We start from the raw sequence: 19,527 nt of genomic DNA, 5'->3' as shown, positions 1-19,527 counted from the left end.
GCTTTTTTTGCAGGAAAAAGGAATTTGATCCATCTCTATTTGCTTTTGTACTTATTGGTTAAGCTTCCCCTTTTCCCGATTATTTACCCTTAAGCATGGTGTTCTCATTATTTGATACGACTTTATAGCACTTCCTCCATCAGTTTCCTTAACTTAGCTTCCGTCGTAGACTGTGGCACAGGGGTGTAAATACTACAGCGTAAGTCCCCACTGCCCTGAACCTGCAAGGAGGTAAGATGGAATAACATCTTTCCCGCTTTAGCATGTCTAAATTCAATGTAAACCTCCGGGGCAGAGCTGACCTCGCTCTGTTCCCACAACCGCTGAAAATCAGGATGGACGGTTTTCATTTTTTCTACGAATTGACTATACCATTCATCCTCGACATATTGCCCATAAGAGGCCCGGAAGATAGCTAAAAAGCCACTAGCAAAATGCTCCCAATTAACAGCTAACCGTTGCAATTCCTTTCTGGTAAATATCAGGCCTAGTAGGTTACGCTCCTCGTAGGGAATCTGGTTAAAATCCAAAAATACATGGGAAGCTGCTGCATTCCAGCCCAAAATATGACTTCTGCTGTTCGAGACGATCGTGGGGCAAAAACGTAGCTCTTGTAAAATTTTTTGCAAAGAAGGCGGAATTTCCGTTATTTCCCCCGTATTTTTTGAGATAACGGGTCCAGCTCCAAGTGCTAACGAATGTAGGTATTTCTGCTCATCCACTGTTAGCTGTAAGGCAGTAGCGATAGCATCGACCACAGATTTGGAAACGGTGATGTCACGTCCTTGCTCCAGCCAGGTGTACCAGGTGGTGCTAACGCCAGCTAGCTGGGCTACTTCTTCTCTGCGTAACCCTGGCGTTCTTCTGCGGACACCTGCGACGAGGCCAACTGACTCGGGAGAAATCTTTGCTCTTTGATTTTTTAAAAAGGTAGAAAGTGCTTGAAGTCGGGCATTTTTATTCATTCTATGAACCCTCCTTACTGTTTTGTTTATACTGGTACTAATTATACTAGGATAAATAACAACTTGTAATAGGATAGAGGCTTTGCCAAGATAGAAAGTAAGAAGAAACTGAAACATTTCCAAATATGCAAGTAAAGGAGAGTGCCTATGGAAAGAGTAGTAATTACTGGTATGGGTGTTGTATCACCAATGGGAAATCAAGTAGAGAGCTTTTGGAGTAATTTAGTACAAGGTACATCCGGAATTTCATATATAGATACATTTGATACTAGCAAGTATAAAACCAAGTTTGCTGGGGTAGTTAAGGACTTTGATGCAGATTCCATTTTTGGACGTAAAGAGGCACGGCGCATGGATCGCTTCAGTCAGTTTGCTTTGGTAGCTGCTGAGCAGGCCCTAATAGATTCTGGCCTTGTACTTGATGAAATTGATTTAGAGCGTTTAGGCGTATATGTTGGATCTGGCATTGGTGGCATTCAAACCATGATGGGACAAGAGCAAATACGAAAGGAGAGAGGCCCAGACCGTGTGAGTCCATTATTAGTTCCTATGATGATTGCCAATATGGCGTCCTCTATGATTAGCATTACATATGGAGCGATGGGGCCAAGTATGTCTCCTGTAACAGCTTGTTCAATCGGAAATACAGCAATTGGCGAAGCGATGCGCCTGATCAAATCTGGTGGCGCTGATGTAGTTTTTGCCGGAGGGACAGAAGCGGCGATTACAGAATTAGCTGTCGCTAGTTTTGGAAATGCAACGGCACTATCTACCCGAAATGATCAGCCAGAATTGGCAAGCAGGCCATTTGATGCTGATCGTGATGGGTTTGTTATGGCTGAAGGGGCAGGTATCCTGATTCTTGAATCCTTAGCGCATGCGAAAAAAAGAAAGGCTCGCATTTATGCTGAGGTGCTGGGCTATGGAGCAAGCTCGGACGCGTATCATATTGTAGCTACTCATCCAGAAGGAAAAGGTGCTTATCAGGCTATGAAGCTAGCTTTACAAGAGGCTGGAGTACAACCGGAGCAGGTCGATGTGATTAGCGCACACGCTACCAGTACCGAGGTTGGGGATCGATCAGAAACAGCGGCAATCAAACGGCTTTTTGGAGAAAAAGCATATCAAATTCCTGTGACAGCAAATAAATCCATGACCGGACACATGCTAGGGGCAGCCAGTGCTGTTGAGGCTATCGCCTTGGTAAAGACTCTGCAAGAAGGAATTATCCCACCTACCATTAACCAGGATAACCAAGACCCTATTTGTGACTTAGACTATATTCCTAATAAAGCTCGCAAGGCAGAAATGAGAATAGGAATGTCCAATTCCTTTGGATTTGGTGGACATAATGCAGTTATTGTCCTTCGAGCTTGGGATTCTAACGAGTCCTAGCCTATTATCTTGGCTTGAAAGAATAAGTAGTATCTATTATTGAAATGATGCTATTTGGTGTTAAACCAAGACGCAACTATCGGAAGAAAACCCTCTCATGCTATAATTTATGTAAAGAAAAACGAAAATAAAATCAGGATAAGATTTATTTCTGTCGAAAGTAGAGAGGTGGATACATTGAAACGTTTTTTTTCAGGAGTGCAACCATCTGGTAACCTAACAATAGGTAACTATTTAGGTGCAATTAAGCAATTTGTAGAATTACAGCATGAGCCAGATGCAGAAGCCTTTTATTGCGTGGTAGATATGCATGCGATTACCGTTGCTCAAGATCCAGAAGAGCTGCGCAGACGTACACGTGAAATTGCTCAAATCTATCTAGCATGCGGTGTTGATCCTAAGCAAGCTACTGTATTTATTCAATCACATGTAAAAGAACACGCTGAGCTTGGCTGGTTATTGCAATGCGCTAGCTACATGGGCGAACTAAATCGTATGACACAATTTAAGGATAAAGCAGAAGGAAAAGCGAACGTCAATGTTGGTCTGTTTACGTATCCAGTCTTAATGGCTGCTGACATCTTATTGTATGATACGACCCACGTACCTGTAGGGAACGACCAAAAGCAACATATTGAGTTAACTCGTGATATTGCAGAACGATTTAATAATAAATATGGCGATACCTTTGTCATTCCAGAGCCAAACATCCAAGAATTTGGGGCACGTATCATGGCTCTCGACGAACCAACGAAAAAAATGTCCAAATCAGCAGAGAGTGAAGCGAGTCGCATTGCGATTTTGGAAACCCCAGAGGTATTTAAGAAAAAGATTATGCGAGCAGTAACCGATACCGAGAATTCCATTGCTTTTGATGAAACGAATAAGCCTGGTATCTCGAATTTGCTAACAATCTATAGTATGTTTGCTGATGAATCGATTGAATCGCTAGTAGAACGTTATCAGGGGCAAGGATACGGTACATTGAAAAAAGACCTAGTAGAGGTTGTAACTGAGCAGCTTAGTAAGATTCAACAACGTTTTAATGAGTATAACGACGTAGCAGAGCTGGACAAAATTCTGCGAGCTGGTGCTGAAAAAGCCAGTGTGATTGCAGAACAGACGTGCAATCGTGTAAAAGATGCGATGGGATTATTGCGTATATAACTGAAAATACAGGAGAAGAGCCATTACTCTTAATTGAGAATGGCTCTTTTTCATGTTTGTCGAAGTATGACATTTCGTGAAAGCTTGAAGGAGATAAAGTAAGTTTCACGTGAAACAATTTAATTAAAATGAAAAAAAGCAATAAAAATCGCAATTTATCCTAGTCCTCGACGACATTCGATTTTGCCTATGCGAGTCCGAATCGGATTGATCTCTTACAAAAATGTAAGATTGATGAAAGCTAAACCGATGGGAATGAAATCAAGTGATTTATAAAATAAACCTATGATCGCGAAGCAATCATTCGCATTCACCTATGAGCTTATGAAAGGAAGCGAGGGTGAGACATAATGAGACAAGAACACAGAAAGAGAAGGATAGGTCTTATATCCGTTGTTTTTTTTGTTGTACTTGCTGCAATCATTGGTTCAGGTGCTAGCTTTTATAAGTATCAGACTGTGAAATACAATGTTCCTTATGAAAAAGAGATACTAGCCTATTCCAAACAATATGGCATTGATCCAGCATTACTAGCTGCTTTAATCTCTTATGAAACAAATTTTAAAAATAAAGAATACCAGCCAAACAAGTTAAATGGATTGATCCTTTTGAAAGATACTACGGCTCAGGTATTCGCTGAGATTATGGATTGGAAAGGATTCACACCAGATATGCTAGCCAACCCTGAGCATGCGATCCATATTGGGGCTTTTATGATAAGCCATTGGGAAAAGGCAGGTAAAACACAGAAAGAGATTATTCGTGCTTTTTTATTACGAAACAAAGATGGCCAGTTTAAGCAAGATAGAACATTTCAAACAGCATATGAAGCGATTCAGAAAAAGTATGAGCAATACCAACGACTATTCACATAATCATTGGAAAGGGACGATATGACATGCAAAAAGTGTTGCAAGTAAAGAATGCTTCCAAAATATACGGAGGAAAGACAAATAGCTATACAGCATTAGACCATGTTAGTTTCGATGTACAGCAGGGTGAATTTGTTGGAATCATGGGACCATCAGGCGCAGGTAAAACTACGCTGCTTAATATTATTTCTACGATTGATTCGCCTACATCTGGGGAAATCCTGATTGATGGAAGTGATGTTGTCAAAATGAAGGAAGACAAGTTGGCAATGTTCCGTCGCACGAAGCTAGGCTTTATTTTTCAAGACTACAATCTGCTAGACTCGTTAACAGTACGTGAGAATATAGCACTACCATTAGCCCTGACAAAGGTAAAGGCGAAGGAGATTGATAAACGCGTAGAGGATATTGCTAAAAGATTTGGAATTGAACACATTTTAGAGCAGTATCCATACCAAATTTCCGGGGGACAAAAACAGCGTTGTGCAGCTTCTCGGGCGATTGTCACGAATCCAAGTTTGATTTTTGGAGACGAACCTACCGGAGCTCTTGATTCCAAATCCTCGGCTGACCTGTTGCAATGCTTACAGACATTAAATCAAGAGGAACAAGCGACAATTTTAATGGTTACTCATGATGCAAATGCAGGAAGCTACTGTGAACGCATTTTGTTTATTACAGACGGAAAAATTTCAATGGAATTAAAAAAGGGTACACAAACTCGAAAAGAGTTCTTCCAACGCATTATGGATGTGCTGGCTGAGCTTGGGGGTGATATGAGTGACGCTATTTAATCTCGTTTTACGCAATATGAGACGAAACATGAAAAGCTATCTGATCTATTTCGTCTCCATGATCTTTAGTATTGTTATTTACTATACGTTTATGTCCTTGCAATTTAATACGCAAATTGCTGAAGTAAGCGGTGGAGATCCATATGTAAAAAAAGCATTCGAATTTTCTAGTGGTTTGCTCTTATTGTTTGTAGCTATATTTATGGTGTATTCAAATAGCTTTTTTACTCGCAAACGGAAAAAGGAAGTTGGTCTTTATTCGTTACTTGGGGTTAGAAAAAGACAAGTTGGAATGATGCTCTTTTTTGAGAACCTCTTCCTAGGAGTTGGAGCTTTAATCGTAGGAATTATTCTGGGTGGTTTTTTATCGAAAGCTTTCTTGTCCTTACTCGTTTATCTCATGAATATTGATATGCAGGTAAACTTCGAAATTCCGTTAGAAGCAATCAAGCAAACAGCTACCGTGTTTTTTGTTCTGATTCTCTTTACATCGCTACAGGGCTATATATTAATTTACCGTTTTAAATTAATTGAGCTATTCCGTGCTGAACAGGAAGGAGAAACCGTTCCAAAGGGTTCAGTTATTCTAGCACTCTTCTCTGTATTTCTGATTGGTTCTGCCTATTTCCTAGCGGCGACCTTCATGAATTACTTTGATGTTTTTGTAGCCTTTTATATTATTGGTGGTACTGTGCTAGGAACTTATATCTTGTTCCATTACTTCATGATCTTTTACTTTAAACGGGCACGTAAAAATAAGCGGTCCTTCTACAATGGATTAAGCATGGTAAGTAAAGGTCAATTGCTATATCGCATTAAAGGAAATGCCACTGCGCTTGCTACTATTACTGTGGTAAGTACGATTACGATCTGTGCAGTTGGAACGGCAGCGACCTTCTATTTCAATGTCAATGATGTAACGGCACAGGGTAATCCCTATAGTTATTCCTATCATAAGGATGGTAAGGAGTGGAATAACGAAGTAGAAAAAGCCTTCGCAAATGCTAAGGATAAGAACCCTATCCAATTGGAAACAGAAGTACCTTATATCGTTGTAAAGACACAGGATGAGAAGAAGGCAGGCTTCTCCCTACAATATTTCACCTCCGAGGGAATGTATTTATTAGGTCAATCGAAATATAATGAATTGGCTAAAGCTATGAATCGGGAGTCTGTAGAGGTTAAACCCGGTGAAATGGTAATAATGGACGGTTTTTACGACAAAATGTTTCAAAGCGATATCCTTAACAAGCAGGTGTCTTACAAGCTAGGAGATCAAGTAAAAACCTTGACCTTAGTAGATGCTAAGAAAGTGGCAGTAAGCAATTTAGGGAAAACGACCTTTGTAGTATCTGACGCTGACTATCAAGCGGCTCAGGAGTTTGGAAAGCCTTACGTGATTAAAAACATAAATGTTGAAAATCAGTATAAAGCAAGTGAGTTGTCTGCAAACCTGCATAAAGTGATGCCGGAGGGTGAGAAGCTAAAGGATTTTTATACCCAATACCAAGCTCTGATGGAAACAACAGGGGTTATGGTTTTTATTGGTGGATTCATTGGGTTAGTCTTCATGCTTGCGACAGGCTCAATCATTTATTTCAAACAACTTACAGAAGCTCATAACGATAAGAAATACTATACAATTCTACACAAGATTGGTGCTACGAAACGTGAGAGCAAAGAGGCCATTAGTAAACAGATAGCTTTCATTTTTGGAGGGCCGCTTCTCTTGGGAATTAGTCATAGCTTGTTTGCACTTAATACGATGTCGGCAATGTTTAAAATGAACATCTTGACGCCTGTATTGGTGAGTATGGGAGTGTATCTGGTTATCTATGTTGGATACTACTTTATGACTGTTCGTTCCTACAGTAAAATTGTCTTGGATCACAATAATTCGTAACAATAAGCTATTTTTCATGCGAAAAGCAGAACTTCAGGGGGATGATCCTGAGGTTCTGCTTTTTTACTTGTAAGCCGGATATGATAGTGTTGCGTATTATTTTTGAGCCGTAAATAAGAAAATCTCATAGGTAGCCGGTATCCCCTGATCCTTTTGAAACGTATCTTTGTAATAATTCATCATCGGTAATAGAAATCGTCTATCTCCTAAGCCATGCGTAGGGGAAGAAACAGTGGCTCCTATTTCTTTAATAGAGCGTAAAAAATCAAGAACGGTGGAGTAATAAAGTGTAATGGAATAAGCGTGTACCTTTATATTTTGAAAACCAGCGTTCTTTAAAAAAGAAGTCCATGCGGAACAACTTTCAAAACGAAGAATATGCCGGCGAGCTTTTTCTCCCAGATTAGCATACGTTGCAGCATAGGATTCGTGTAGCTCATGAAAAGTAAGAGGACCGAATGTTGAGAATAACAGATGTCCCTCAGGCTGCAAAATTCTGTGCAAGAAAGAGAGGGTTTTCTGTGGATAGTGGAGCCATTGAAAGCAAGCATTCGATAGAATCAGGTCATGGCTTGATTCAGGTGCAGTCTTAGCCCATTCTTCAATATCAGCACATATGAATTGAGGAGCTGTTGGAATCATGAATTGCTGGCTTTCTCGAATGGCTTGCTCTGTTTGCCTTAGCATTTTATCTGCCAGATCGAGAGCAGTATAGCTTCGTATCGAGGGGGAGTGAGCCAGCATTTTCTGAGTGAGATACCCTGTTCCACAACCAATTTCAAGTGCTTGGGAGAAGGAAAATTCACTTTGAAACGATTGAAGGAGTTGATCGGCCATCTGCTTTTGCACAATTGCATGCTGGTTATAGGAGCTGGCTTTTCGATTAAATCGCTGTTGGATGTGCAGTTTATTTGGCACGAAGAAACCTCCTTATTTCGTTACTTAGATAAGAAGAATCTGCTACAAATGGATAATGACCTTGGTAGTCAGGGGAAAGAGTTGTAGCATTTGGTAAAGACTCTGCTAGTTCCAGCCCGGCTGCATAGGGAATAACCGGGTCATGCAAGGAATGGAAGAGTAGACAAGGACAATGTATGTCAGCTAAAAGTGGACGGCAGTCTGCTGAGAGTAAAATTTCAAGCCCGGCTACCAAAGCTTCTTCTGTCCAATTACATTGCTGAAGCAAAATAGGGCTTTTTTCAAGGGCAAGCCTTTTCTCTGATGAGGGAAACATGCTTTGATAAAAGCGTTCTAGCACCTCATGTCGATTTTTTCTAACCAATCGTTTCATACGAACAAGAGAAGTCGCTGGCCAGCCTAGCTGGTTCTCTGTTTGATGACGGACAAAACGCGCTGTGGTATTTATGAGGACAAGACTTTGGACAGGGAAGGTAGTAGCTAGATGCTGTGCTAACATTCCGCCTAATGACCAGCCAACAACTGAGACAGGAGAAGAGCGTTTTCGCTGATTTTCAAAATAGGCTTCTTCCACCTTTTGATAAAAAGCAGAGGGAGAGTCCGATTGAGAGAAGTCGACAGAAACATGATGATACTCAGGTAAGCTTTGTTGCCAGTTATCCCAGATGAAAGACGGCATTCCCCAACCTGGTACCCAAAGAATCGTTTCATTGGTTCTCATGTAATCACTCCAAGTTCTATTGCTGTCCGAATGATTTTGCGCGTTGCCCAAGCTAAATCTTCATCTGAGTGCGTTGCCATTAGGGAAAAACGGATGCGAGCTGAATTTTCGGGAACAGTTGGAGGACGTATGGCTACAGCTAAAATTCCCTCTTGCTCTAAACGCTTGCTAAATTGAATGGCTGTCTGATTCTCGCCAAGCAGCAGAGGTACAATGGGAGAATCTCCAGCAGGGACATGTAAACCAGCCTGTTGTAGCTTCATGCGGAATTGTTTGCTCTTTCGGTAAAGCTCCTTTCTGCGCCAATCCTCTTGTTGAACAATGGCAACAGATTGGCCAATGGCTGAGACTAGAGCAGGTGGTAGCGAGGTTGAATAAATGAGCGGACGGCAGGTATGGACCAGGTAATCAATTACTACTTGATCAGCACATACATATGCCCCATATAAACCAAGAGCTTTACTGCATGTTCCCATCAGGATATCTACCTCTTGATGAACGCCGTATTGATGACATAAACCAGCACCTGATTCCCCGTAAACACCGCCTGCATGTGCTTCATCCACCATTAAAAATACATCATGATCATGTTTGATTCTTACCAGCTCTTCTACATCAGCCTTATCGCCATCCATCGAAAAGACGGTATCAGTAACAATTACATTTCGTCGGTGGTTTCCCTTATGTTTTTGCAGAAGATACTGTAGGTGCTCATAATCGTTATGACGGTAACGATAGTGGTCGGCCCGGCTTAAAATCGTACCATCTACTATGCTGGCATGGTTAAGACGATCGCTATAAACAGCTCCATGACGATCTAGCAGTGCAGTGATACAGCCCAAATTAGCCATGTAGCCATTTGCAAATAACAGGGTTGCCTCCCGTTCCTTCCAACGGCTGATCATTTTCTCCGTATGGTCATAACATGAAAAGTTACCAACGACCAAACGGGATGAAGTGCCTCCTGCTCCAAAGGATTGCGATGTCATTTCCCATGAATGTAGTATCCTGGGATCATATGATATTCCTAAGTAATTGTTAGAGGAGAGGTTCAGTAATTTTTGACCGTTTGCTACAATCCATGTTCCTTGGCTTTGAGCCACATATTCGGTTTGACGAAGACTGCGTGTAAGCCCCATGCGATGCAACTCCTCTAATTCATGCCGCAACTGGGGATATTTATTCATGTACGTGGTCGTTAGCAAATGCATTTTCTTCAATTTCAAAGCCCATGTCTGCTATCATTTGATGGTCGGCATGTATCGATTGTCCAGCAGTGGTTAAATAATCACCAACAAATACAGAATTAGCGGCGTATAATGCTAGAGGCTGTAGGTGTCCAAGGTTTAGCTCCCGCCCACCCGCGATCCGAACTTCTTTGGTCGGACAAATAAAACGGAACAAGGCGATTACTTTCAGACAAAAACGTGGTGTATTTCGTTCCATATGAGCTAATGGAGTTCCCAATATCGGATTTAAAAAATTAATGGGAATAGAATCGGCATTGATTGCCCGCAGAGTGTAAGCCATCTCTACAATTTCCTCCAGTGTTTCTCCCATCCCAATGATGACTCCTGAGCAAGGAGACATTCCGGCTGTTTTTGCATGTTCGATTGTTTCAGTCCGTTGATCGTAGGTATGAGTAGTAGTGATGGCAGCATAATTCTCTTTGCTTGTATTGATGTTGTGGTTGTAGCGATCTACCCCAGCGGCCGCTAAACGACTCGCTTGTTCTGATGTTAACAATCCTAAACAGGCACAAATTTTTAATGATGAGGTTTGTTTAATCTCTGTTACTGCATCGATTACTTGTTGTAATTCTCTCTCGGTTGGTCCACGACCAGAGGCCACGATACAATAAGTTCCCGCTTTTCGCGTGATCGCTTCCTGTGCCCCTTTTAACAGAGTTTCTTTGTCTAATATTGTGTATTTTTCAATAGGTGCTGACGAACGACTTGATTGAGAGCAATATCCGCAATCCTCCCGACAATGCCCGCTTTTCGCATTCATGATCATGTTTAACTTCACTCGTTTGGCAAAAAAGCGATAGCGTACCTGATAGGCGGCTTGCAGGATAGGCAATAATTCATCATCGGTCGCTTGTAAAACGCTTAGAGCTTCTTCCTTGGTGAGAAGCTCGCCAGCTATAGATTTTTGAGCCAAAATAGACCAATCATATGTAGAGCCAATAGCTGATGTACTCATAGCACAAATCCCCCTCAAGAGTATTACTTCATCATTTTCAAAAGTAGGAACTAATCTTGAAATTCGCGTAGAATGGGTGTTAGCTGAATATGCTTTTCTATCACTTCGATAAGTTGATTTTTAGTGATTGGCTCCGCAAGATAGGGAAACAGCCCCAGAACGGGAACTTTACCAAAATCCTCAATGTAGTCAGCATTTTTTCTGATTGCTGTCAGAGAGAGTGCGGCTTCTGTTTGATTTAGAATGACGCCTAAGATAGGAATTGCTCTTGTGCGCAGGGCTTCTATGGAGAGAAGAGTATGATTAATCGTTCCTAAGCCCCCACGCGCAACCAGTAGAACAGAGAAACCAAGCTGTTTAATGAGATCAATCCCTAGCTTTGTGTCTGTCAAGGGAGCTAATAACCCACCAGCACCTTCTACCAGCAGATTTTTATGTTTAGCAAACAGAAGCTCGCCAGCCTGTATAATGCCAGGGAGTGTTAAGATGGTACCTTCTCGAATTGCCGCTAGGTGTGGTGTAACTGGTTCTACAAAGGACAGCGGAGCAATTTCATGTGGAGCATCCTCTAAGCCAGCCAGAGCTTTTATGCGTGAGGCGTCACTTTCTATGTCAATTGCACGCGCTCCTGATTGCACAGGCTTCCATACTCCAATGTCCAAATTTTTCTGAAGAAGTGTTGCGGCTAAACTAGCTGTAATAATGGTTTTACCTACCTCTGTATCAGTTCCCGCAATAAAAATGCCGTTGGTATGTCTCATGCTTCTCTACCCTCTGTAACTTCGACAATCGCTTGATATAAAATTTGAATCATTTCAGTTAGTTCATCGCGTGTACTTGAGAGGGGAGGCATAAATACAAGTACATTTCCGAGTGGACGTGTTAATAAGCCTAGTTCTCTACAGCGTTGGCTTACTTTTACCCCAATTCTGTCATTCCAGTGATAAGGAGTTCGCTTCTGTTTATCTACCACCAGCTCTATACCAATCATCAGACCTTTCTGGCGAATGTCGCCTACATGCTTTCTCTCTAAAAATGCAGGCCATTTTTGTTTGAGCCACTGTGCATCAGCCGCTACTTTGTCTACCAGTCCTTTTGATTTAAATAGCTCTAAATTGGCAAGAGCAACAGCACAGCCTAGCGGATTCCCGGTATAGGAATGTCCATGGAAAAATGTTTTTTGTTCCTCGTAATTCGCATAAAAACCCCGATAGATTTCATCTGTTGTAAGAGTGGCCGCCAAGGGGAGATATCCGCCGGTAATCCCTTTAGCAATGACCATGATGTCAGGCGTAACCTCCTCGTGTTCACAAGCGAACATCTTACCTGTGCGCCCAAAACCAGTAGCCACCTCATCAGCAATAAAAAGAACCTGGTGTGCAGAAGCTAGCTCAGCGATCTTTTTTAGACAACCTTCTGGCATGACAATCATGCCACTAGCGCCCTGCACAATTGGCTCAACAATAATCGCAGCGATTTCACTCGATTTTTCTTGTAGCAGCTTCTCCAAAGCTTGAAGTGTTTGCTCCAGTGCCGCTCCATCTTTTTCTTCCCTGTATGTATTTGGGTAAGGAATGGTGTAGGGAGAGAATAACAGTGGTTTGTACACCTGATGATAAAGGGGGATTGCACCTACACTAACGGCACCAATTGTATCGCCATGGTATGCCTGATTCATCGTAATAAAGCGGTTTTTTCCGCTGATCCCTTTATTTTGCCAATATTGAAAGGCCATTTTTAGAGCAATTTCTACACCTGTAGCCCCACAGTCTGAATAGAAAACCTTCGTAAGCCCCTCTGGGGTGATCTCGACTAGTTTTTCTGCTAATTGAATCGCTGGTACATTGGCCATACCCAGTAAGGTTGAATGGGCGATGAGTTCTAATTGTTTGGTTATTGCTTGATTTAATTCAGGTACGCAGTGCCCGTGGACATTGAGCCAGACAGAGGAAAACCCATCGTAGTATTTTTTGTTGTTCACATCGATTAATGTAACGCCCTCTCCTCGCTCGATGATTAAAGGATCATTCTCACAGTAGTCTTTCATTTGAGTAAAGGGATGCCACAGGTATTTTTTATTTTTACTGGCTAATTCAGCATAGCTGGGTGTTGAAATCATGTAGGATCTCCTTTCTTCTTTTTTTGTAAACTAAAATTATGATTTGGTTTACAAATATAGTTAGAAATATATCATAGCTTTTTTTTCCTGTAAATGAGTAAGGATGCACATTAAAATTTGACAAATATAACAGAATAGCTAGAAGATGAAAAATGAGAATGAATAAAGTAAGGATAGAATAGAGAAAATATTTCTATTGTGTAGTGGGAGGGAAATGTATGCTAACACGTAAGGTTTCACGGGTGGCGCTAATCGGTTCTGGATTTGTTGGGTCCAGCTATGCTTATGCGTTATTGAATCAGGGTATTGTTAACGAGTTAGTTATTATTGACGTTAATAAGGACAAAGCAGAAGGCGATGCCATGGATTTAAGTCATGGTCTACCGTTTACTTCTCCAATGAAGATTTGGGCAGGTGACTACTCAGATTGTAAGGATGCTGATCTTGTGGTCATTACAGCAGGGGCAAATCAATTGCCTGGCGAGACACGTTTAGATTTGATTGAAAAGAATGTTAGGATTTTTAATAAGATCGTAACGAGCATCATGGAGAGTGGATTTCAGGGTATTTTTGTCGTAGCTAGTAACCCAGTAGATGTTCTGACCTATGCAACGTGGAAAATTTCAGGGTTACCTCATGAAAAAGTAATCGGCTCTGGCACCTTGCTTGATACAGCACGTTTTCGTTACTTGCTTAGCAGAGCTTTTGAGGTGGATTCCCGCAGTGTCCATGCTTATATCATGGGAGAGCACGGAGATACGGAATTGCCTGTTTGGAGCCAGGCCAGTATTGGAGGCAAGACGATTACAGAATGCTTAAAGCAAGGGGTAGGGCCTAACAAAGAGGAATTAGACCAGATTTTTATTAATGTCCGTGATGCGGCTTATCACATTATCGAGAAAAAAGGTGCGACATACTACGGAATTGGAATGAGCTTGGCTCGTTTAACCAAAGCGATTTTATATAATCAAAATTCGATTTTGACCATCTCCACTCTTTTACAGGGGGAGTTTGGTTTGCATGATACATATTTAGGTGTTCCGGCTGTAGTAAATCGCAGCGGTGTACGTGAGGTTGTTGAGATCACGTTAAATGAGGAAGAAAAGGCTAAACTAAAGCATTCTGCGGACGTATTGAAGCAGGCATTGTCTACGATCTCCTTTACGTAGCAATATCAAGGAAAAACGTAGGAAAAAGAAACTTCATAGGCTAACAAATGTAGGGGAAACGGGAAGGCTACTGATTAGCGGAGTAGCACTTTCTGTTCCCCTGTTTTTTTGCTCATTTATGTTTTTTTCTGGGTTCTTCGATCACATCCCAGGTTTCCTGGTCTTGAATTTGGTTCATAATAAGCATATATTCAGAAATAGCCTCTTGAATGGATCTAGCAATTTGTTTTTGCGTTTTTTCATTTACTAGAAAACGGCGATCACGCGAGTTACTTAGATAGCCCATCTCTACAATAACTGTCGGACATATAGATTGCTTAAGTAGATAATAGGTCTTGCCAGGCAATGGCTCACCTTTGGTTTTATACAAGTGATCCAAGTGGTGCTGGATGATATCAGCGAGAATATAGCTTTGATTATTTTTTTGATAAAGGACTAACGGGCCTCGGCTAGATTTACTATTTGACCAATTAACGTGGAGGCTAACTAGCATTTGTGGATGAATTTCCTTAGCTAAATGTCGTCTCTGAGCTAAATCACGAATATGACGCGAGGGAGAACGCAGCCATTTATTCTCATCGCTAAGAGCATAATCACCTGTGCGATTTAGCAAAACCTGATAACCTTTTATCAATAATTCTTTATACAATAGCTTGGCAATTTGCAAATTAATATCCTTTTCTAAAATTCCTTGATAAGAGGTTCCTCCATCTATGCCGCCGTGTCCCGCATCAATAATGATTTCTATTGGTATATGCTCGGAGCTAATTGCTCTGGCATCAGTAGGGAGAAGGCCCATCAACAGCAAGCCTACCAAGGCTACCTTCAACCACCGCATACACTTCTCCTCCTTAGGTTATGGAACAAGATGTACGTATCGTGTGAGAAATTTTGATATGTAAAAGTATCCCCCTACCTGCAAAAACTCATGAAGAACTTTCAGAGGGAAACAGAGGGATTTATATAATAAATCGCCTTTTCACTCTAGCCGTTTGGACGTAAATCGCACTTATATGTTATAATAAAGCGTTGTAATTTCGAGTTGGAGGGTAACCTAAAATGGCAGAACAAACATCTCGGTTTCCAAAAATTGACATTAGCCAAGAGATGCGTGACTCGTTCATTGATTACGCGATGAGTGTCATCGTTAGTCGCGCTTTACCTGATGTAAGGGACGGACTAAAGCCAGTTCATCGCCGTATCTTATATGCCATGCATGATATGGGGCTTACTCCTGATAAGGCTTTCCGTAAATCCGCAAACGTTGTCGGTCAAGTAATGGCTAAGTATCATCCTCATGGTGACACGGCAATTTATGAGACCATGGTTCGGTTGGCACAAGATTTCAATATGAGATATATGCTCGTTGAAGGCCAAGGGAACTTTGGTTCTGTGGACGGCGATCGGGCGGCAGCTATGCGTTATACTGAGTCCCGTTTTTCAAAAATTGCTTTAGAAATGCTTCGGGATATTGATAAAGATACAGTAGACTTTATACCAAACTACGATGGACATGAGGAAGAACCTACCGTTCTCCCTTCTCGTTTTCCGAATTTGTTAGTAAATGGTTCAGCAGGTATCGCGGTTGGGATGGCGACTAATATACCACCGCATAATCTGAGGGAGGTCATTGATGGTGTTAGTGCCATGATTGATAATCCTGAGATTACTGTTGCAGAACTGATGAAAATCATTAAGGGGCCGGATTTCCCAACAGCTGGTGAAATTTTAGGCTACTCTGGTATTCGACGTGCTTATGAAACAGGACGCGGTTCCATTATTATGCGTGCCAAAACCAATATTGAAGAGAATAATGGGAAAGCCCGCATTATTGTAACGGAAATTCCGTATCAGGTGAACAAAGCTAGACTTGTTGAAAAAATTGCAGAATTAGTACGTGAGAAAAAGATTGATGGCATAACTGATTTGCGTGATGAATCTGACCGCAAAGGAATGCGTATTGTCATTGAACTTCGTCGAGATATTGTTCCAAAAGTAGTGTTAAATAATTTGTTTAAGCATACCCAAATGCAATCAACCTTTGGGGTCAATATGCTGGCGCTTGTTAATTCACGTCCCAAAACATTGAATTTACGCGAAATGATCTACCATTACTTGGAGCATCAACGCGTCATTGTTCGTAGACGTACTGAATATGAATTGCGTCAGGCTGAAGCGCGTGCGCATATCTTAGAAGGATTACGCATTGCACTTGATCATATTGACGAGATCATCAGTCTCATTCGTGCATCTCGCATGGCAGAAGAAGCGCGCAATGCTTTGATCGAGCGATTTGGGTTGAGTCATGAACAGGCTCAAGCGATTTTGGACATGCGTCTCCAACGCCTTACTGGTCTGGAACGCGAAAAAATTGAAGCGGAATATCAAGAGCTTTTAATTAAGATTGCTGAATTAAAATCCATTCTTGCTGATGATAATAAAATCTACTCGATCATTCGTGAAGAGATGAATGCCATCAAAGAGAAATTCGGAGATGACCGTCGCACGGCAATCACGATTGGCGAAGATATGATTGAGGATGCAGATCTTATTCCAGAAGAGGAAGTTGTTATTTCCTTAACTCATAGCGGTTACGTGAAACGTTTGCCAGTAACCACCTATCGCAGCCAGAAGCGCGGAGGTCGTGGTATTCAAGGAATTGGAACCAAAGACGACGATTTCGTCGAGCATCTTTGCATCACGAACTCCCACGATACGCTCTTGTTCTTTACAAGTAAGGGAAAAGTGTATCGCTTAAGAGGATTCGAAATTCCTGATCTGAGTCGTACAGCTAAAGGCACACCAATTATCAATTTGATTCAAATTGAAAAGGGTGAGACAGTCAGTGCTGTAATTCCAGTGAAGGAATTTAGAGAAGATCAGTTTATCTTCTTTGCCACTAAACAGGGGATTGTTAAGAAGACGGACTTAAAATCGTTCGAGAATATTCGACGCGGCGGTCTCTTTGCTGTAAATCTACGGGAAGATGATGAGCTGATTAATGTTCGTTTGACAGATGGCAACCAACAAATCATCATGGGTACAAAACAAGGAATGTCCGTTCGTTTTAATGAAGGCGACGTACGAACCATGGGACGTACTGCTACAGGCGTTAAGGGGATAACCCTAGATTCTAACGACGTAGTAATTGGCATGGATGTCATCCGTGAAGATGCTGAGGTATTGATTGTAACTGCAAAAGGCTACGGTAAACGCACACCTGTATCTGAATATCGTATTCAGACACGTGGAGGTAAAGGAATCAAAACCCATAATGTTACAGAGCGAAGCGGCCAGGTTGTTGGCTTAAAAGTTGTGCAGGCCGATGAAGACTTAATGATTGTCACAATAACTGGCATCATTATTCGCATGGAGATTAAAGGGATTTCCGTTATGGGACGCTATACGCAGGGTGTAAAATTAATTCGTCTAGGTGATGAAGAGGAAGTTGTTTCAATTGCAACGGTAGAAGCTTCCGAGGAGGACTCTGAGAATAATCTTTGTACAGAAGCCGCAGAGCTTGAGACGGACAACGTTAACGAGGCTACAGAAGCAGATGCCGATGTAGCTGATGATACATCTGAAGAATAAGTAATAAGGAAAAGGGTGATTCCATGATGGGATCACCTTTTTACATAAATTCCTTTGGAAATATAATCAAGTTTCCCCTATCCTTTTATGTGCATCGCTTTTATAATAGAAGATAATTCTAAAGATATAGGTCTAATTTCTTAGTGATATATAGGGGGATCGATATGCCTGTTTGTCAGATTAAACACATACCGGTAGGATCTCGCTTAACGGAAGATGTTTATACACCGTTAGGAGGATTGCTTTTTACAAAAGGAACCGTTGTAGAGGATAGAGAAATAGAAATTTTGGATGCTTTTATGATTGAAGAGGTTTCTGTTGAAGCTGCAGTAGATGGAACTGTTATTACAGAAGGATTTGCCGATGGGAAAAAACAGGTATCCGCAGAAGGAAAAGGAGCAAGTAAACCAATAAGAAAGCGACAATCAGAGCCGGGAATAATGGAGCATTTAGAGAAGGCAGTCTCTTCTTTTAAAAACCTTTTCCAACATGTACAAGGGGGACAAAGCATTCCTGTATTAGAGGTTCGGAATGTTATGACTTCACTTATTAAAGAAGTAGAGGAGCAATCTAATCTTCTATTTATCCTGAAAAAAGCGGATAATCCAAATAACTATTTGTATGAGCACTGTGTAGTTGTGGGGCTACTTAGCTATATTATGGCAAAGTGGATGAAGCTTCCGGAAAAAGAATGGATGCAGGTAGCTTTAGCAGGAATGCTTATGGATATAGGAAAAACAAAAATTGACCCTAAAATTTTGTGGAAGCCAGACAAGTTAACTTCTAGTGAATTTGAAGAGATGAAAAAACATACTGTTTATGGCTATGAGTTAATTAAATCAGCAAAGGGCCTCACACAGGGTGTTGGATTAGCAGCACTACAGCATCATGAACGAGAAGATGGAAGTGGGTACCCATTTGGTATAAAAGGTGATAAAATACATACCTATAGTAAAATAATAGCTGTGGCTGATATGTATCATGCGATGTGCTCTGACCGTTTACATCAAAAGGCAACTTCTCCATTTCTAGTAGTAGAGCAATTGTTGCAGGATAGTTTCGGTAAGTTAGATCCAAAGGTAGTTCGTGTATTTGTTAATGGAATTACACAGTTCTCTATAGGAAGTAAAGTAGAATTAAGTGATGGAACAGTTGGAAAAGTGGTATTTATAAATCAAAACTATCCAACCCGACCGATGGTAGAAATCAATCAAAACATCATTAATCTAGCTGACAAGAGAAATGTTTGGATTGTAAAAGCGCTGGTTTAAGATCATCTTTTATGAAGCCAAGATATTTATAACGATTAGGTTATAAGTATCTTTTTTATTTGAGACTGAAAAAAATTTAATTTTATTTAAAAAAACTATTGATTTTTATTGTGACTGTGTGTTAGACTAAGTCCATAAGGTTGAGACAGCGGTTACTGAGTAAAGAAAACAACTGCTTAAGGAAATTATCTTTAAAAGGTTGTTGACAAGAAAAGTTAAAGCTGATATGATTAAAAAGTTGCTTCTAAAAAACTTAACAAAAAAACTTCTTGACAAACAAAGAAGAGAATGTTATAATAATGAAGCTGATTATGATCTTTGAAAACTGAACAGTAAAATGTTTGATAGAAACACTAGCCAAGCAAGTTTTGAAGCTTTGATCAAGAACTACTTTAATGGAGAGTTTGATCCTGGCTCAGGACGAACGCTGGCGGCGT

Annotated in this window: 16 protein-coding genes; 8 read left to right on the top strand and 8 right to left on the bottom strand. The window is 41.0% G+C overall.

Annotated elements, in window-relative coordinates:
* Window positions 1-122: 122 nt before the first annotated feature.
* Window positions 123-965: a helix-turn-helix transcriptional regulator gene (locus tag O0550_RS20995; RefSeq protein WP_003333976.1), complete on the bottom strand. Its 843-nt coding sequence runs from the start codon at window positions 963-965 to the stop codon at window positions 123-125.
* Window positions 966-1,112: 147 nt separating this feature from the next.
* Here O0550_RS20995 and fabF point away from each other — a divergent pair, with 147 nt between their 5' ends.
* From fabF to O0550_RS20970, 5 genes are all read left to right on the top strand, one after another.
* A complete protein-coding gene (gene fabF / locus O0550_RS20990) occupies window positions 1,113-2,360 on the top strand; it encodes a beta-ketoacyl-ACP synthase II (protein WP_096886293.1) in 1,248 nt (415 codons plus the stop codon).
* Window positions 2,361-2,537: 177 nt separating this feature from the next.
* Window positions 2,538-3,527: a tryptophan--tRNA ligase gene (trpS, locus tag O0550_RS20985; protein ID WP_258427190.1), complete on the top strand. Its 990-nt coding sequence runs from the start codon at window positions 2,538-2,540 to the stop codon at window positions 3,525-3,527.
* 350 nt (window positions 3,528-3,877) lie between these two features.
* Window positions 3,878-4,402 carry a transglycosylase SLT domain-containing protein gene (locus O0550_RS20980; RefSeq protein ID WP_258427189.1) on the top strand — a complete coding sequence of 175 codons (525 nt, stop codon included), beginning with the start codon at window positions 3,878-3,880 and terminating at the stop codon, window positions 4,400-4,402.
* A gap of 23 nt (window positions 4,403-4,425) precedes the next feature.
* On the top strand, window positions 4,426-5,193 hold the full coding sequence (locus O0550_RS20975) for an ABC transporter ATP-binding protein (RefSeq protein WP_003333972.1): 768 nt from the start codon (window positions 4,426-4,428) through the stop codon (window positions 5,191-5,193).
* On the top strand, window positions 5,180-7,096 hold the full coding sequence (locus tag O0550_RS20970) for an ABC transporter permease (protein ID WP_068792306.1): 1,917 nt from the start codon (window positions 5,180-5,182) through the stop codon (window positions 7,094-7,096). Before O0550_RS20975 ends, O0550_RS20970 begins: the two co-directional genes overlap by 14 nt.
* A gap of 96 nt (window positions 7,097-7,192) precedes the next feature.
* Here O0550_RS20970 and bioC read toward each other — a convergent pair whose 3' ends face one another.
* Genes bioC through bioA form a run of 6 tightly spaced genes read right to left on the bottom strand, consistent with a single transcriptional unit; the run spans window position 7,193 to window position 13,059 of the window.
* Window positions 7,193-8,014 (bottom strand): malonyl-ACP O-methyltransferase BioC, encoded by an 822-nt coding sequence (gene bioC / locus O0550_RS20965; RefSeq protein WP_258427188.1) that lies wholly within the window; start codon window positions 8,012-8,014, stop codon window positions 7,193-7,195.
* On the bottom strand, window positions 8,004-8,735 hold the full coding sequence (locus O0550_RS20960; protein ID WP_258427187.1) for an alpha/beta fold hydrolase: 732 nt from the start codon (window positions 8,733-8,735) through the stop codon (window positions 8,004-8,006). The genes bioC and O0550_RS20960 overlap by 11 nt, the downstream gene beginning before the upstream one ends.
* A complete protein-coding gene (bioF, locus tag O0550_RS20955; protein WP_258427203.1) occupies window positions 8,732-9,922 on the bottom strand; it encodes an 8-amino-7-oxononanoate synthase in 1,191 nt (396 codons plus the stop codon). Before bioF ends, O0550_RS20960 begins: the two co-directional genes overlap by 4 nt.
* Window positions 9,915-10,940 (bottom strand): biotin synthase BioB, encoded by a 1,026-nt coding sequence (gene bioB / locus O0550_RS20950; protein WP_022585999.1) that lies wholly within the window; start codon window positions 10,938-10,940, stop codon window positions 9,915-9,917. Before bioB ends, bioF begins: the two co-directional genes overlap by 8 nt.
* 50 nt (window positions 10,941-10,990) lie before the next feature.
* On the bottom strand, window positions 10,991-11,701 hold the full coding sequence (bioD, locus tag O0550_RS20945) for a dethiobiotin synthase (RefSeq protein ID WP_258427186.1): 711 nt from the start codon (window positions 11,699-11,701) through the stop codon (window positions 10,991-10,993).
* Window positions 11,698-13,059, bottom strand: coding sequence for an adenosylmethionine--8-amino-7-oxononanoate transaminase (gene bioA, locus O0550_RS20940; RefSeq protein ID WP_258427185.1), 1,362 nt, complete (start codon window positions 13,057-13,059; stop codon window positions 11,698-11,700). The genes bioD and bioA overlap by 4 nt, the downstream gene beginning before the upstream one ends.
* A gap of 218 nt (window positions 13,060-13,277) precedes the next feature.
* On the opposite strand from bioA, the gene O0550_RS20935 reads away from it, so the two are divergent.
* Entirely contained in the window at window positions 13,278-14,228 is a 951-nt protein-coding gene (locus tag O0550_RS20935) for an L-lactate dehydrogenase (protein WP_003333963.1), read from the top strand.
* 112 nt (window positions 14,229-14,340) lie between these two features.
* On the opposite strand, the gene O0550_RS20930 is transcribed toward O0550_RS20935, so the two are convergent.
* Window positions 14,341-15,066, bottom strand: a complete 726-nt coding sequence (locus O0550_RS20930; RefSeq protein WP_003333962.1) for an N-acetylmuramoyl-L-alanine amidase family protein — start codon at window positions 15,064-15,066, stop codon at window positions 14,341-14,343.
* Window positions 15,067-15,287: 221 nt separating this feature from the next.
* Between O0550_RS20930 and gyrA the strand changes: the two genes are divergently transcribed.
* Together gyrA and O0550_RS20920 are read left to right on the top strand one after the other, a co-directional pair.
* Window positions 15,288-17,819, top strand: coding sequence for a DNA gyrase subunit A (gyrA, locus tag O0550_RS20925; protein ID WP_258427184.1), 2,532 nt, complete (start codon window positions 15,288-15,290; stop codon window positions 17,817-17,819).
* A gap of 164 nt (window positions 17,820-17,983) precedes the next feature.
* The gene (locus tag O0550_RS20920) at window positions 17,984-19,090 is read left to right on the top strand and encodes an HD-GYP domain-containing protein (protein WP_096886271.1); all 1,107 of its coding nucleotides are present in this window, start codon (window positions 17,984-17,986) and stop codon (window positions 19,088-19,090) included.
* Window positions 19,091-19,527 lie beyond the last annotated feature (437 nt).

The organism is Brevibacillus halotolerans (assembly GCF_026891775.1).
Lineage (GTDB): Bacteria > Bacillota > Bacilli > Brevibacillales > Brevibacillaceae > Brevibacillus_B > Brevibacillus_B halotolerans.
The sequence above is the reverse complement of the archived record's forward strand: the minus strand, read 5'-3'. Positions and strand labels throughout refer to the sequence as shown.